This window comes from Flavobacterium ovatum, assembly GCF_040703125.1.
Classification (GTDB): Bacteria; Bacteroidota; Bacteroidia; order Flavobacteriales; family Flavobacteriaceae; genus Flavobacterium; species Flavobacterium ovatum.
In genome coordinates this window covers 3,248,362-3,262,333 of sequence record NZ_CP160035.1, presented here as the reverse complement: position 1 = coordinate 3,262,333, position 13,972 = coordinate 3,248,362, and the positions used below count along the sequence as shown (strand labels likewise).

The window sequence follows — 13,972 nt, the reverse complement described above, 5'->3', positions numbered from 1 at the left end:
AAATTAACGTTGATTAACTATTTTTTTATGAAAGAAGAAATAAATGCTTATAATAATGTTTTAGAACTAATAGGCAATACCCCGCTTATTAAACTAAATAAAGTGACTGAAGGCCTAGAAGGAAACTTTTATGCTAAGGTAGAAGCTTTTAATCCGGGACATTCTTCTAAGGATAGGATAGCTTTGTACATTATTGAAGAAGCAGAAAAAAAAGGTATATTATCCCCAGGTGATACAATAGTAGAGACTACTTCTGGTAATACGGGCTTTAGTTTAGCTATGGTGAGTATTATTAAGGGGTATAACTGTATTCTGGCTGTAAGCTCAAAGTCCTCTAAGGACAAAATTGATATGTTACGCAGTTTGGGAGCTAAAGTTTATGTTTGTCCTGCTCACGTAGCGGCAGATGATGAACGTTCTTATTATAGTGTTGCTAAAAGATTACATGAAGAAACCAAAGGATCTGTTTATATCAATCAATATTTCAATCAATTGAATATTGATGCTCATTATAAAAGTACTGGGCCTGAAATTTGGAAACAAACTAACGGTAAAATCACACATTTAGTAGCTTGTAGTGGTACTGGAGGAACAATCTCTGGGACAGCCAAGTATTTGAAAGAACAAAATCCTAATATCAAGATTTTAGCGGTAGATGCTTTTGGTTCTGTTTTGAAAAAATATCATGAAACCAAAGAATTTGATAATGATGAAATTTATCCATACCGTATTGAAGGTTTAGGTAAAAATTTAATTCCTACAGCAACTAACTTTGATGTTATTGATAAATTCATGAAAGTAACCGACGAAGAGAGTGCTCACGCTGCTAGAGAAATCACTAGAAAAGAAGGAATGTTTGTAGGGTATACTTCGGGAGCAGTTTTACAAGCGATTAAGCAATACGCAGAAGAAGGAGAATTCGACGCCAACAGTAATGTCATCGCTATTTTTCCAGACCACGGTTCTCGTTATATGAGTAAAGTATTTAGTGACGACTGGATGAACGAACAAGGATTCTTTGACAGTGTACACCAAGAAGAAGCTCAAAAAATTGAAATGATAAAATAAATTGAAATTGTATAAATTTAAAAGTCCCATTGCGTTTGCAAATGGGACTTTTTTTTTGATCTAAATTGTCATAATATTTAAAAGTAGTTATTCATATCATGGAAAAACGTGATTTTTTAATCTTACTATTTATGTCAGCCTGAGCGAAGTCGAAGGCACACAAGTGGTACGCTTCGACTTCGCTCAGCGAGACAACTCAGCAAATTATATTTAATACTTATAATGAAATTTTAATCTAATAATTCAGGATTACTGAGTATTAATTCTATCTTTTTAATAGTAATCGTGATTTGATTCATTTGTAATTCTATATTTCTAAAAAAGAGACTAATATCTCTATTGACCCAACTTTCAGAAATAACTCTTGCACCCAAGCTAATTCTTAAAACAGCACTTTCAATATCATTAGCATATTTTACATTAACCGCTTGGCCTATATGGCATTTTTGAGCAGCAAGTCTAATGATTTCAATTGAAGAATCTTCAAACTGATCAGATAAATCCGAGTTTAATAAAGTATAGAGTTTTTTTACTTTTTCTACAGATAACGCTTCCTTGTTGTTAAGAATGAAAAAAGGGAAAATAGTACGGATATTTCTTATTCCAAACTCTTTACTATTATAATTGTTTGTTTTGACTTCATCATCATAAATCAGTTCAAGGAAACTGGCATCTTTTATGGAGTCTTCCACAAAATTGCAAAACATTTCAATTCCCATATTCCTATATAAAATGGGAGTTTTATAGTATCGAATCATTTCGACTATGGCTGCATTCCAGCGCATATAGGAACCATAATTAAAGCCATCTGATAATTCATTAGAGCAGAACCACGATGTGGGCCATTCCGAATGATTGTAATATTGGGTTAAACCTTCAGGTAGCTTATTTTTTACAGATTGAATTGATTTATTAACATTTTCAGGTAGAATTAACGCACCGGAATAAGGAGGGCCAGTAAAGAATTTACTTCCTGTAATGGTCACTATATACCCTTTATTTAGATAATTTTGAATGTCTCTTGGGTCTAATCTAAGTTGCGAGCCATCGACAATAATCTGAATCGATAAGCTATCGAGTGAGTTCAGTTTTTTAATTAATTCGTCAGTAGGAGATTGATACCCTAATTTTGATTGGTCCATCGTATGCAAAACTACATACCTGCCTAATTCATTGGTTTTTGAAACCGCATTAAATACCTCCTCATCTAGTTGACTGGCCGATTTTAAAGCGCCATTTTCATCTCTAAAAGGAATTTTAATCAAATCGACCTCTCTAAAACCTTCAATTCTATCCCCTTTTTTGATTGGATGATTTAAAGCTGTTGTGTTTTCAAAATGGCATCCTTTTAATGCCGAAGCCACACCGCTACCAGTTTCATCAGAAGCCACTAAAATATGTGTGATCTCTTTATCGGAAATAATTTGAGTGATTGCCGCAATCTGAAGAGCCGAATCGGTACCCGATGGAGAAAAAATTATTTCACATTCTTCACTTAATTTGAATATTTTTCTAAGATTGGTTTTTAGCAATTCAGAAAACTCTATAGATGCTTTTTTAAACCCATTTTTCAAGCTATTTCGAATCAATATGCTTCTTACTTTGTCTGTTTTATCATAGGCGAAATTGGAAACACTTGATGCTGTTGACGACGAAAAAGTAAATGCATCAGGCCTAGGGAACGGACGACAGCCATATTTATTAAGCAAATGAATTTCGTCAATATTCAATCGCAAATCTCCTCCAGACATCAATAAATATTCGGTAGGTTTTGCTAGATTTTCAACAATTGGTTTCCAGGATTCTTTACATTCATTTTCAGAAGTTTTCAATCCATGAAAAGCTTGTAGTCCTTCGTGTTGTAATGAACATTCGGGCTCTAAATGGTTTTCATTTTTAATTAAATTTGTTAAAAGATAATCTAGATTTTCTAATTTTTCTTTATCGTCTTTAGGAAGTAGTTTATAAAATATTCGAGTCACTTCAAGCGCCGCAGTATCGCATAAAACAGTATCTTCTTTTTCGTTATTCAGAGCTTTATACCAGAGTTGCCATTCGATTCCATATCTTAAATAAACTAGGGCCAAAATGGGTTTGTCCAAGAAATGCGTACCAATTATAATCGATTTGTTGGGAACGATTCTAAAAATAGTAGGCTCACTGGTTGAGGTGATAATATTGATGTTGTTTATCTTGGGTACGGTATTAAATCGCTTTAAAATACGAACTAAATAATTGACATTCTCTTTTTCAAATAAACTAGATCTTTTATATTGGTTTTCAATCAGAATGTTGTTTGTCATAAGATGGTATAATTTAAAACGTTCCATAGAACGGTATTCTTTAAATAGCAGTGTTTTAATTAACTAGATGTCCCAGCCGTTTATATGTATAGGTTGCGAAGTCCTTTGCAATTTAAATGGGGTGTAATTTAGTAATTAAATTTCACTATTTAGCCATTGTTACCCTAATGACAGGCTATTTGGTGTTAAAAATTTAGGGATGATGACTTTTAAAAGTAAATTTCTTAGTCAGTTCTTAAAAGTGTGTGATCACAAATTCATGAGAATAAATTTGTAGTACAAACGGAAATCGGTGAATAAGTCTTTTTCAGGTTTTAAATCCGTACTAATTTTGTGAACTAGAATCATCATTCAGCTTGGAAATTTAAATTAAATGAGATAAAAAAAAGTTAATCAAGTAGAAACCATTGAATACTATTGTTCTTTCTGGTAGTCTTTCTCTTTAGTTATTTCAATTTGAGGTAATGTTCTCTAGTTGCTTTGTCAAATTTCTCAATAGCATACCGCTGCGTAATTCTCGGCATTTCTGTAGCGTGTTTTTCAAGGAAGTGTTTTAGTTTTTCTTCATTTCGTTTTCCAGCTTCTCTTATCCAACTTCCCACAGATTTTTGGACATATTCATCGGAATCATTCACAAGGATTTTAGCAATTTTAAAGGTGTCCTCTATTTCATTTTTTCGAATAAAATAATAGGTACTTACTATAGCAGTTCTTCGTTCCATTGGGTTTTTGGATTTGGCTAAACCGTATAATGCTGCTTTATCCTTGTTATACAAATATCCTCCAACTACATAAGGTGCTGCTCGATCTACCAAACCCCAGTTGTCGATCCATTTGTGATTGTCAATATAGGCTCTATATATTTCTTTCTTTTCTTCTTCGGAAGTTTTCTTATTTCGGGCTTTCCAATCCAAAATAGATACCGCTCCTAGTCGATGATTCTCATTGTCATCTTGTAGTAGTTTTATAACTTCCAATACAGAAATGTACTGATATTCTTTTGCTAATGAAAATAATTCCCTTTTCGGAATTTCTCCCGAATAATCTTGAGCGATTATTTTTAAAGTTTCAATGAACTCTTTAGCTGTCATGAGTTTGTTTTAGCTTTGAAAGTGTAGTGTGGTCTATATAAAGATAGTAGTTCGAGCCGTGTTTTTATTATTCGAATTCTTCGTTGTTTAGTTCAATTAGGCTTTCAACCCATTGAATCATCCAATTGTTTTTAAACAAAAACCAATCTTCACTATAGGATGAATTTTCAATACTATTTTTGAAATTAGCGAATGGTTTTCTGTTTTCTAGTATATTGAAAAGTTGATTTTGGTAAACAGAATCTTTTACAATACTGTTCGTAAAATCCTTCATTATTCTGAAGGAATCATGACTTTCTGGTGCTTCAATTTCTATAAAATCTTTTGGGTTGTTCCCTAAAGTGTCTATTTCTTCTTGCCAACACTCGGCCATATCATCATCGTAATCTAAATCTTTAGGAATGAAAAGAAGTTTGTTGTTTTTTGCATTATAATAACATTGTAAGCCCATATCTATGTGCTCCGCAATTTCTTTTATTTGGTCAGTTGATATTGATTTCATAGTCATCGTTATAATAAGCACAAATTAGTGAATTGAAATTAAAAAATTGTTTTTTTTTAAAAGAGATTGAAAGTTTTGGATGAACTAGGTATTGATTAAAAGAAATGAGGCTGCCCTTTTTAGGCAGCCTCATAAATAGCGTGAATCTGTACGTTTTAGAAAAAGAAATAACCAACAGATAATTGAATTACTCCATTTTTACTAGTAGTACTATTAATGTCCGATAGTCCAAGATTGTATCGTGCTCCAAAATTCAGTCCGTTGTTAAGTTTATAACCTAAGCCAAAATTGGCACCAATGTCAGCGCTTTTGTATAAATTTTTCACATCTGTGTTATCATTTTTTGCCGATAGTAAAAAACCAATTTGTGGTCCAGCTTCAATACTCAATCCTTTGGTTACATAATATTTACCCATTAACGGTACGTTTAAATAATTTAACGCATTGATTTTATCATTGAAACTAAATCCTTGACCAGAAAATAGTAATTCGGGTTGGAAAGAAAATTTGGCAGACAATGGTATTTCTGCCATAACACCAACATTAAAAGCCGTTACGGTACTTGTTCCAGCAGTATTATCTCCTTGAAGGGATGCAAAGTTTAAACCACCTTTAACACCAAATTGAACTTCTTGAGCAGTAACATTTGCTAGTCCCATAACTGCAATAAGCGCTACTAATAATTTTTTTTTCATTTCCTTTAAAATTTAAGTTATTTAAGACAAATCACGACTTTTTTTTAATATAAAAAATTGCCTTCGTGCTTTTTAACTTACATTTAACCAATTTTGACAAATCGTGTAGTTCCATTAGAAAGTAGGGTAGACGAGCTAAATTTGTTTTTGATTTAGTCATTGCGACGAATAGCCTGTCCCGATATTCGGGAAAGCAATCACGTAAAGTATCTCCTCAATCTTGTCATTCTGAAAGAATTTCAGGTTTTGTTTCATAACAAATATGTATACCAAACTGTTATAAACACGTTAAATTGCAAATCCGTGTTAACGAACTGATGAACCGCCGTTATATGCAAGCTGTCGACTGCTCTGGAAAATAGGAATGGGTACGTACTCAGGAGAGTACGCACAGCGTTCCTAATTATGTTTTGTTGTTACATGAAGACTTAGAAGAGCGGGGCACGGATTGCAAATCCGCGCTAACGAACCGATGAACTTCCGTCATATCCGCGCGGTCGGGTAGCGCGGAATTGCATTTGTCAAAAGAAGACTTCGAAGAGCGTTTTTTTTATAATTTCTATCAACGTCAACGATAGCGGGGAATTGCATTCCGAGCCCACAAAGATTGGCTGCGGTTAACTTCTTTACAAAAGTTCTAATTCCTAGTTATACTTATAACTAAAATAAATCCAATAAAACTACTTCTAAATCATGGTCTAAACTTGCATAATTTCTAGCAGAACTAAAAAAATAATCTTCGGGTAAGGTGACAATTTTCTCTTTTACAGGGTTGTTATGAATATAATCTATTTTTTGTTTGATGAACGAGTTACTGTAAATGTGTTCTGCATGATAACCATCTTGCCAGACCTTATATTTTTGTTCTCGTTTAAGATGATCGCATGCTTTTTGAAAAAACTCCAACATCCACTCTCTTCTGCTCTCTGGTTCTTCAATAATAGTTTGAACTATTTTTTTTGAAGTGAATTTTTTAAAATCTCGCACCACATCTGAAAGTATGAAACCGTTTGTTGTTTTGCAAAGTAAATGTATATGGCTACTCATGATACAAAAGGCATATATTTCTAATCCTTTATTTTCTTGACAATGTTGAAGTGCATTAATAAGTACCTTTTTTTGATTCAACCTTGTAAAAACATCTAGCCAACCTACTGTTGTTATGGTGATAAAATATGCTTCTTCTGAAGTTGTTGCTTTATATTTTGTTGACATAACTCTTTCTTTTGATTGATTTTCTGTGCGGGCACGGATTGCAAATCCGCGCTAACGAATCGATGGACTTCCGTCATATCCGCGCGGTCGGGTGAACTGCCGTTATATGCAAGCTGTCGACAAGTCTGGAAAATAGGAATGGGTACGAAGTCAGGAGACTTCGCACAGCGTTCCTAATTATGTTTTGTTGTTGCATGAAGACTTCGAAGAGCGGGGGGAGTACGCACAGCTGTCCTGATTATGTTTTGTTGTCACAAGAAGCCTTCGAAGAGCGTTTTTTTTATAATTTCTATCAACGTCAACGATAGCGCGGAATTGCATTCCGTGCCCACAAAGATTGGCTGTAGTCATTTTCAATTTTACAAAGGTTCTAATTCCGATTAAAACTTTTAATTAAAATAAATCCAATAAAACTACTTCTAAATCATGGTCTAAACTTGCATAATTTCTAGCAGAACTAAAAAAATAATCTTCGGGTAAGGTGACAATTTTCTCTTTTACTGGATTGTTATGAATGTAGTCTGTTTTTTGTTTGCGGGCACGGATTGCAAATCCGCTAACGAACCGATGAACTGCCGTCATATCTGCGTGGTCGAAATTTATAGACTTAGACAGGAGCCGTCACTATTGTATTTCAAATATAACTAATATTTTTATTGTAACTTATTTAGAGGGCTTATGATTTAAAGTACTCAAATTTCAGTTTTACTTTGTTTCTTCATTAGGGTACTATTTGAGTATCGCCATTTCAGGACGGGACATTATTTTAAAAAAAAAGACTGTCAAATTGAGACAGCCCTTTTAATAATTTATGTGTTAATTGTTATTAGTTTCCAGCACTTAATGAATAACTACCGTCTCCATTGAATGAAGTCAGCGTAATAGTAACAGTCCAATTTCCGGGTACTCCTGCATTTGTTACGCCATCTATAGAATCTGGTTCAGTTGCACCATTAATTCTTCTATCAAGCACCACAGTTCCATTAGCGTCTGCAACTACCATTTGGAATGTTCCAGATGCTGTGGCAGTAATATCAGCATTATAATCAGCCGTTGCTAAGTTGTTTTTCCAATTAATTATTCTTGATCCATTTCCGCCATTACCAGTAAAGTCTCCACCAATATCTCCGGAAGGTCCTTCGTTAACAGTGATTTTTACAGTTGGTCCATCATCATCAGAACAAGATGTAAATGTTCCAATAAATAGTATCATTGCAGTTAAAACTGTAAGTAGTTTAAAATTTGAGGTTTTCATGTACTATTAATTTTTATTGTTTATTTATGTATATAAAATAATTTAATCCTCGAAATCCCTAGCCCAGGTAATCGCGACGCTTCGCGAGAGCTATTTTATATTTTTTTACAAGATAAATAAAAAGAGTGAACGAATAGCTGTTATGCCCTAAAGACGTTTCAAGTAGTAGATTATAAAGGAAATGCACTACATTTGTGATCTAAAGTTTTTTTAATTTGTTACCTGATCCATTATCGTATTAATCATGGACCTCCAATGTTGTATCCATCATCAAATCCAGTATCGTATCCATTATCGTATCCAGTATCGTAACCTAAATTATATCCTTCTGAATATGCTTGAGATGTAATTGGACTTAAATCAATAGAAAAAGCTTGACCACCTTCAGTAATTTCTAGGATAGACCCGTTTAATTGGATATTAGATATCTTTTCATGCTTTAAATCAGAAATTTGACTTTCAGTAATATTACCTGTAAAGTTTTCAGCTGTTTTAGCGTGTAATGCATAAGGAACACTCATTAGTTGTGTTGTTCCTGTAATAGTGTAACTTGTCCCACCAATAGGATCGGTTTCTGTTTTTATAAAATAGGTACCGTTAGCCCAATCAATTGTCGTAAAATCTCCACTGACAAGAGTTCCTGTTCCTATTTCTAAACTTATTAAGCCATTGGCATTAGTACTTGGTGTTTGGGTTTCTACGTAAATTGCAGTTCCAGTTGCCGAAGTTTGTAGTATACTTATTTGCATACCTACGTTTTGGGTATTTACAAGTTCATTACTTGCATTCCGAATAACAGCTTGGTAGCTCATTTTTTCTGGGGCTTGAGCCCATATGTTTGCAGTCATCATTAATGCTGCAGCTATAGTAAATATTCTTTTCATGATTTTTAATTTTTAATAATTTTAAATGTTTTGGTTACTTTGTTGTTTTTAATCACTTTTAATAAGTAAGTAGCTGTGGGTAATTCTTCTGATTTTATAGTAGTTTCAGTTGTAATTATTTTTTTATTTTCAATTACTTTTCCCTGTAGATCGTATAGGTGATAGCTCAAATTAGAACTATCCTTTGTTTTTAAGGTTAAATAATTGGTTGTAGGGTTGGGATAAATAGAAAGTTCTAATCGAATAGTTGTTTCCTTTACGCCTAATATTGTAGAAATTTCGTAAGGTTGTTGTACACCTTGTACTATACTTCCGTTTGTTACTGAATTAGTAGTGTAAACTAATTGACCTATCGAGTAGCTTGTTGTTCCGCCTACTCCAAAAGCTTCTCCACCTGTTGCAGTTGAGCTTTCTTGTGCTTGCAGTCCTCCACTACTTAAGAGAATAAACACCGCAATCGTCATTGTATTTCTATGTTTCATAATATCATTTTTTTAAATGTTAGTGTAAATATATTATTGCTATGATTAGGTTTTGTGTTGGTTTGTATAGTTGGGAATCATTGTTCAGAAGGACGTTCTTAGGATAGTTTTTCTTTATCGCTTTCGATAGTTTTGTGTTTTACTTCAGCAGTAATTAATTTTGTTTTTTCTGTCTCTTATAATTGGATATATAAGTAGGGCAGTGTCCAGTGGGGTATTACTGGTGTTTTCTGCGGATTAATTTAAGATAGGAAAATCAAAAATTAATGTTGTTGACTATGTTTTTAATATAGTGTAAGTATTTCAACACTTCTGAAACAGATTACTAAGGTACAAAAACAGATACGGATAAACAAGTAATTGCTTACTTTTTGTTGCGTTATTTGAGCTTGTTGAATTTGTAAAACACATAAATACAGTGTTTTAAGTAAAAAAAAACAGAAGGTGGGGAAAATAATAGCGGATAACATGAGTCTTTGAAAAACTACTGTTTGTTTCATTTAATTACAATACATGTTTTTAGTGTAAAAGAAAGAAAATCGGTGTTTTTAAGTACGTAATACTTCAGGTGAATTGCTGATAATGATGTAGTGTATTTGAGTTTATAAGATGCTATTTTCCCAATAATCCCCCTTGTTTTGTTCCGTAGGTATCTCATTCACTGTAAATCCTTTGAGTGTAAATATTATGCAACAGAAATTTGAGTAAGTGACAATTTGATAGGGTATGAGTCGTGAGACTTCTCCTTTACTTTGTATCAGAAAAAAGCGGGAACGCATAGCTGGATCAGCTCCAAAAAGAAAACTCCAGCTTTCGCTAGAGTTCTTGTATGTGGATAGGAGAGAAGGGTTTAAGCTTCTTCCATAGTATGATAGACGTTCATGACGTCATCGTCTTCTTCCATTTTTTCAATCAATTTTTCTACGTCGGCCATTTCGGCTTCGGATAGTTTTTTGGTGATTTGCGGAATTCTTTCAAAACCTGATGATAGGATTTCGATGTTGCGGCTTTCTAGTTCTTTTTGGATGGTTCCAAAGCTGTTGAAAGGAGCATAGATTAAGATTCCGTCTTCGTCTTCAAAAACTTCTTCGGCACCAAAATCGATTAGTTCCAATTCTAGTTCTTCTGGGTCAAGACCTTCGGCAGGAATACGGAAGTTGCAAGTGTGGTCAAACATAAATTCTACCGAACCTTGTGTTCCTAATGTTCCGTTGCATTTGTTAAAATAGCTACGTACGTTGGCAACGGTTCTGTTGTTGTTGTCGGTAGCGGTTTCTACTAGAAGGGCGATTCCGTGGGGTGCGTACCCTTCAAAAAGTACTTCTTTGTAGTTGGCAGTATCTTTGTCGGTTGCTTTTTTGATGGCGCGTTCTACGTTATCCTTTGGCATATTGACTGCCTTTGAATTCTGGATTACGGCTCTTAATCGGGAGTTGGCTTCAGGATTTGGTCCACCTTCCTTTACGGCCATTACAATATCTTTTCCTATACGTGTAAACGCTTTTGCCATTGCTGACCAACGTTTCATCTTTCTTCCTTTTCTAAATTCGAATGCTCTTCCCATTTCTATTTTTTATTTAACGATTGCAAAAATACAATTATTATGTAAGTTTCAAATGATTTTAAACCAGTTTACTTTTAAATTCAACGTTCTTGTAATTTGTTTTACCATTAAGAGATTGAGAAAATTTAGACTTAATGCTTCTTAATCTCTTAATGGTTAATAAAAGAAATGTTCTTTATAGGTAAAATGGTGTTTTCTTGTTGCTATTTTTTATAAAAAGGCAACTTGACTACTTTGGCAGCTGCGTCTTTTTTGCGAATGCGAATGAAAATTTCGCTGTCTATTTTGCTGTTTTCAACGGTGACATAACCCAAACCGATTCCTTTATTCAAAGATGGTGACATGGTTCCCGAAGTTACGATTCCGATTTCGTTGCCGTTGGCGTCTACGATTTCGTAATCGTGTCTTGGGATAGCGCGCTCTTGCATTTCGAAACCGACTAGTTTACGAGTTACACCAGCTTCTTTTTGTGCTTTTAGGTTAGCCGAATTGGTGAATTCTTTGTTGAATTTGGTAATCCATCCCAAACCGGCTTCTAGTGGCGAAGTGGTGTCGTTGATGTCGTTTCCGTACAAACAGAAACCCATTTCGAGACGCAAAGTATCACGAGCGGCTAGACCAATTGGTTTGATTCCGAATGCTGCACCAGCTTCAAAAACTTTGTTCCAAATTTGTTTGGCTTCACTGTTTTTGCAATAAATTTCAAATCCACCCGCACCAGTATAACCCGTTGCAGAGATGATTACATGTTCGATTCCTGCAAAATCACCTACTACAAAATTATAATATTCGATAGAAGCTAAATCGATAGAAGATAATGCTTGCATAGCTTCAACGGCTTTTGGTCCTTGAATCGCCAATAAGGAATAATCTTCGGATAGGTTTTTCATATCGACATCTAGATCATTTTGGCTCGAAATCCATTCCCAATCTTTGTCGATATTAGAGGCGTTTACCACCAATAAATACTGCTCGTCTTTGATTTTGTAAACCAATAAATCATCTACGATTCCGCCTGTTGCGTTGGGTAAACATGAATATTGTGCTTTTCCGTCTACTAAAACAGCAGCGTCATTGGAAGTTACTTTTTGGATTAAAGCCAAAGCATTTGGTCCCGAGAGTAAAAACTCTCCCATGTGCGAAACATCAAAAACACCTACGGCAGTACGAACTGTTTCGTGTTCTGCATTGATTCCTTCGTATGAAATAGGCATATTGTAACCTGCAAAAGGCAACATTTTTGCTCCCAAAGCTTCGTGTATGTGCGTTAACGCTGTATTTTTCATTTTGTCTGTCTATGATTTTGAAGTCGCTAATTTATTGCTTTTTTATGGACTGACCAAAGTGAAAGCTATCACTTATTAAGGAATTAAAATCAGGCTTGATTTATTACATTGATTAGATTTTTACTCGTTGGGTGAAATTATTGAAAACGTCAGTTCGAGTGTTTTTTGTGTAATGAAATGGAACAAAAAATGTATCGAGAACCGTTTTATTAGATAAATATTCTAGTTCTCGATACAATTTTCTGTCGAAAATCACTCGAACTGACGATAATTTATCTAATAAAACCAATTTCACCCAACGGCTTAGACTTTATAGTTTTTATATAATATGGATTTATGACCTTCAAGTTTAGGTTTCGGGTTTAAATTATGTGCAAATTTCACAACTGTTCCTAAAATTAGTTGTAATTTTAAGTAAATATTTACAAATAATGAGACCGATTAAATATATTGATAAAAATGAAATTTTAAAAAGATTCAAACCTGTAGCTTTTGATACGCATAAAGGAATTCAAGGTCATGCATTGATTATTGCGGGAAGTTATGGGAAAATTGGCGCAGCAGTCTTGGCTACAAAGTCTTGTATTAAAACAGGTTGTGGATTGGTAACGGCTTTTATACCTCGATGTGGTTATCACATACTTCAATTGGCCAATCCTGAGGTGATGGTGTATACCGATGATGTTGAAAAACGTATTTCGAATATAAATATAGGTTTTCATCCTAACGCGATTGGGATAGGTCCAGGTTTGGGAATTTCTCCACAAACACAGAAGGCAGTTTTGAATTTTTTGAAAAAAAATTATTACCCTATGGTTATTGATGCTGACGGATTGAATATTCTATCAAAGAACCCAGAAGGGTTAGCCTATTTATCTCCAAAAACGATTCTCACTCCTCATCCCAAAGAGTTGAAAAGGTTGGTTGGGGATTGGCAAAATGAGGAAGACAAAATGGCTAAAACCATTAGTTTTTCGATAAAACACAATGTTATTGTTGTAATGAAAGGAGCGCCTACACATATTATTAATGGTTCTTATGTGTATCAAAATTCAACAGGAAATGCCGCTTTGGCAACAGCTGGAAGTGGTGATGTGTTGACAGGAATAATCACGAGTTTATTAGCGCAATCCTATGATTCTTTGGATGCGGCAATTATTGGTGTTTACCTCCATGGACTAACCGCTGATCTTGCTTTGCCCGAAATGGGGACTCAGTCTTTTATCGCTTCTGATATTATTCAGTATCTAGGGAAGGCTTTTTTGAGTTTAGAAAAGAAGAAAGGTTAAAACAATAAGTTTTGTTCTATTGGTCTCAAATTATAGCTAAAAAATATGTACTTTAGTGCATTTCGCTTTAGCTTCTAAAAACTTTTTGCCACAGATTATTTGGATTAGAAGGATTTAATCTGTGTAAATCAATTTAATCTGTGACTAATTTTCTTTTTTTTTGTAATTCATCCTTGCAGACTTTAAGTCTGCCAACCAAATCTATGGACTTTAAGTCCAAAGTGGTTTATTCTAAAGGTTTAAGTTTTAGAAATTGGTATTTTTGAATGAGAATCAAAGATAGAGAATGGACTGATGTTTCTTCAGAATTTATTCAATTAAAAAAAAAGGTTAATAAA

Annotated in this window: 12 protein-coding genes and 1 pseudogene; 2 read left to right on the top strand and 11 right to left on the bottom strand. The window is 34.1% G+C overall.

Annotated features, from left to right (window positions below; all coding sequences use genetic code 11):
• Positions 1–27: 27 nt before the first annotated feature.
• Positions 28–1,068 (top strand): cysteine synthase family protein, encoded by a 1,041-nt coding sequence (locus ABZP37_RS13730; protein WP_366183675.1) that lies wholly within the window; start codon positions 28–30, stop codon positions 1,066–1,068.
• A gap of 230 nt (positions 1,069–1,298) precedes the next feature.
• Here ABZP37_RS13730 and ABZP37_RS13725 read toward each other — a convergent pair whose 3' ends face one another.
• The 11 genes and pseudogenes from ABZP37_RS13725 to gcvT form a co-directional block, all read right to left on the bottom strand.
• Complete coding sequence (locus tag ABZP37_RS13725) at positions 1,299–3,371, bottom strand: hypothetical protein (protein WP_366183674.1); 2,073 nt, start codon at positions 3,369–3,371, stop codon at positions 1,299–1,301.
• Between the two features lie 446 nt (positions 3,372–3,817).
• A complete protein-coding gene (locus ABZP37_RS13720; RefSeq protein WP_366183673.1) occupies positions 3,818–4,462 on the bottom strand; it encodes a DNA alkylation repair protein in 645 nt (214 codons plus the stop codon).
• 67 nt (positions 4,463–4,529) lie between these two features.
• Positions 4,530–4,964 (bottom strand): UPF0158 family protein, encoded by a 435-nt coding sequence (locus ABZP37_RS13715; RefSeq protein ID WP_366183672.1) that lies wholly within the window; start codon positions 4,962–4,964, stop codon positions 4,530–4,532.
• 155 nt (positions 4,965–5,119) lie between these two features.
• Complete coding sequence (locus tag ABZP37_RS13710; RefSeq protein ID WP_366183671.1) at positions 5,120–5,659, bottom strand: porin family protein; 540 nt, start codon at positions 5,657–5,659, stop codon at positions 5,120–5,122.
• 660 nt (positions 5,660–6,319) lie between these two features.
• A complete protein-coding gene (locus tag ABZP37_RS13705; RefSeq protein ID WP_366183670.1) occupies positions 6,320–6,874 on the bottom strand; it encodes a transposase in 555 nt (184 codons plus the stop codon).
• A 393-nt stretch (positions 6,875–7,267) separates the two neighbouring features.
• A pseudogene (locus ABZP37_RS13700) lies at positions 7,268–7,408 on the bottom strand (transposase); the annotation flags it as partial.
• A 292-nt stretch (positions 7,409–7,700) separates the two neighbouring features.
• Positions 7,701–8,129, bottom strand: coding sequence for a hypothetical protein (locus ABZP37_RS13695; RefSeq protein ID WP_366183669.1), 429 nt, complete (start codon positions 8,127–8,129; stop codon positions 7,701–7,703).
• A 242-nt stretch (positions 8,130–8,371) separates the two neighbouring features.
• Positions 8,372–9,013: a hypothetical protein gene (locus ABZP37_RS13690; protein WP_366183668.1), complete on the bottom strand. Its 642-nt coding sequence runs from the start codon at positions 9,011–9,013 to the stop codon at positions 8,372–8,374.
• Between the two features lie 5 nt (positions 9,014–9,018).
• The gene (locus tag ABZP37_RS13685; RefSeq protein ID WP_366183667.1) at positions 9,019–9,495 is read right to left on the bottom strand and encodes a T9SS type A sorting domain-containing protein; all 477 of its coding nucleotides are present in this window, start codon (positions 9,493–9,495) and stop codon (positions 9,019–9,021) included.
• Between the two features lie 850 nt (positions 9,496–10,345).
• On the bottom strand, positions 10,346–11,059 hold the full coding sequence (locus tag ABZP37_RS13680; protein WP_366183666.1) for a YebC/PmpR family DNA-binding transcriptional regulator: 714 nt from the start codon (positions 11,057–11,059) through the stop codon (positions 10,346–10,348).
• Between the two features lie 203 nt (positions 11,060–11,262).
• On the bottom strand, positions 11,263–12,345 hold the full coding sequence (gene gcvT / locus ABZP37_RS13675; RefSeq protein ID WP_366183665.1) for a glycine cleavage system aminomethyltransferase GcvT: 1,083 nt from the start codon (positions 12,343–12,345) through the stop codon (positions 11,263–11,265).
• A gap of 431 nt (positions 12,346–12,776) precedes the next feature.
• Between gcvT and ABZP37_RS13670 the strand changes: the two genes are divergently transcribed.
• Positions 12,777–13,634: an NAD(P)H-hydrate dehydratase gene (locus tag ABZP37_RS13670; protein ID WP_366183664.1), complete on the top strand. Its 858-nt coding sequence runs from the start codon at positions 12,777–12,779 to the stop codon at positions 13,632–13,634.
• The last annotated feature ends 338 nt before the right edge of the window (positions 13,635–13,972 follow it).

Bases quoted from the DNA above. Each gene is read 5' to 3' on its own strand.
- ABZP37_RS13730 (WP_366183675.1), top strand. From the start codon at position 28: ATGAAAGAAGAAATAAATGCTTATAATAATGTTTTAGAACTAATAGGC.
- ABZP37_RS13725 (WP_366183674.1), bottom strand. From the start codon at position 3,371: ATGACAAACAACATTCTGATTGAAAACCAATATAAAAGATCTAGTTTA.
- ABZP37_RS13720 (WP_366183673.1), bottom strand. From the start codon at position 4,462: ATGACAGCTAAAGAGTTCATTGAAACTTTAAAAATAATCGCTCAAGAT.
- ABZP37_RS13715 (WP_366183672.1), bottom strand. From the start codon at position 4,964: ATGAAATCAATATCAACTGACCAAATAAAAGAAATTGCGGAGCACATA.
- ABZP37_RS13710 (WP_366183671.1), bottom strand. From the start codon at position 5,659: ATGAAAAAAAAATTATTAGTAGCGCTTATTGCAGTTATGGGACTAGCA.
- ABZP37_RS13705 (WP_366183670.1), bottom strand. From the start codon at position 6,874: ATGTCAACAAAATATAAAGCAACAACTTCAGAAGAAGCATATTTTATC.
- ABZP37_RS13695 (WP_366183669.1), bottom strand. From the start codon at position 8,129: ATGAAAACCTCAAATTTTAAACTACTTACAGTTTTAACTGCAATGATA.
- ABZP37_RS13690 (WP_366183668.1), bottom strand. From the start codon at position 9,013: ATGAAAAGAATATTTACTATAGCTGCAGCATTAATGATGACTGCAAAC.
- ABZP37_RS13685 (WP_366183667.1), bottom strand. From the start codon at position 9,495: ATGAAACATAGAAATACAATGACGATTGCGGTGTTTATTCTCTTAAGT.
- ABZP37_RS13680 (WP_366183666.1), bottom strand. From the start codon at position 11,059: ATGGGAAGAGCATTCGAATTTAGAAAAGGAAGAAAGATGAAACGTTGG.
- gcvT (WP_366183665.1), bottom strand. From the start codon at position 12,345: ATGAAAAATACAGCGTTAACGCACATACACGAAGCTTTGGGAGCAAAA.
- ABZP37_RS13670 (WP_366183664.1), top strand. From the start codon at position 12,777: ATGAGACCGATTAAATATATTGATAAAAATGAAATTTTAAAAAGATTC.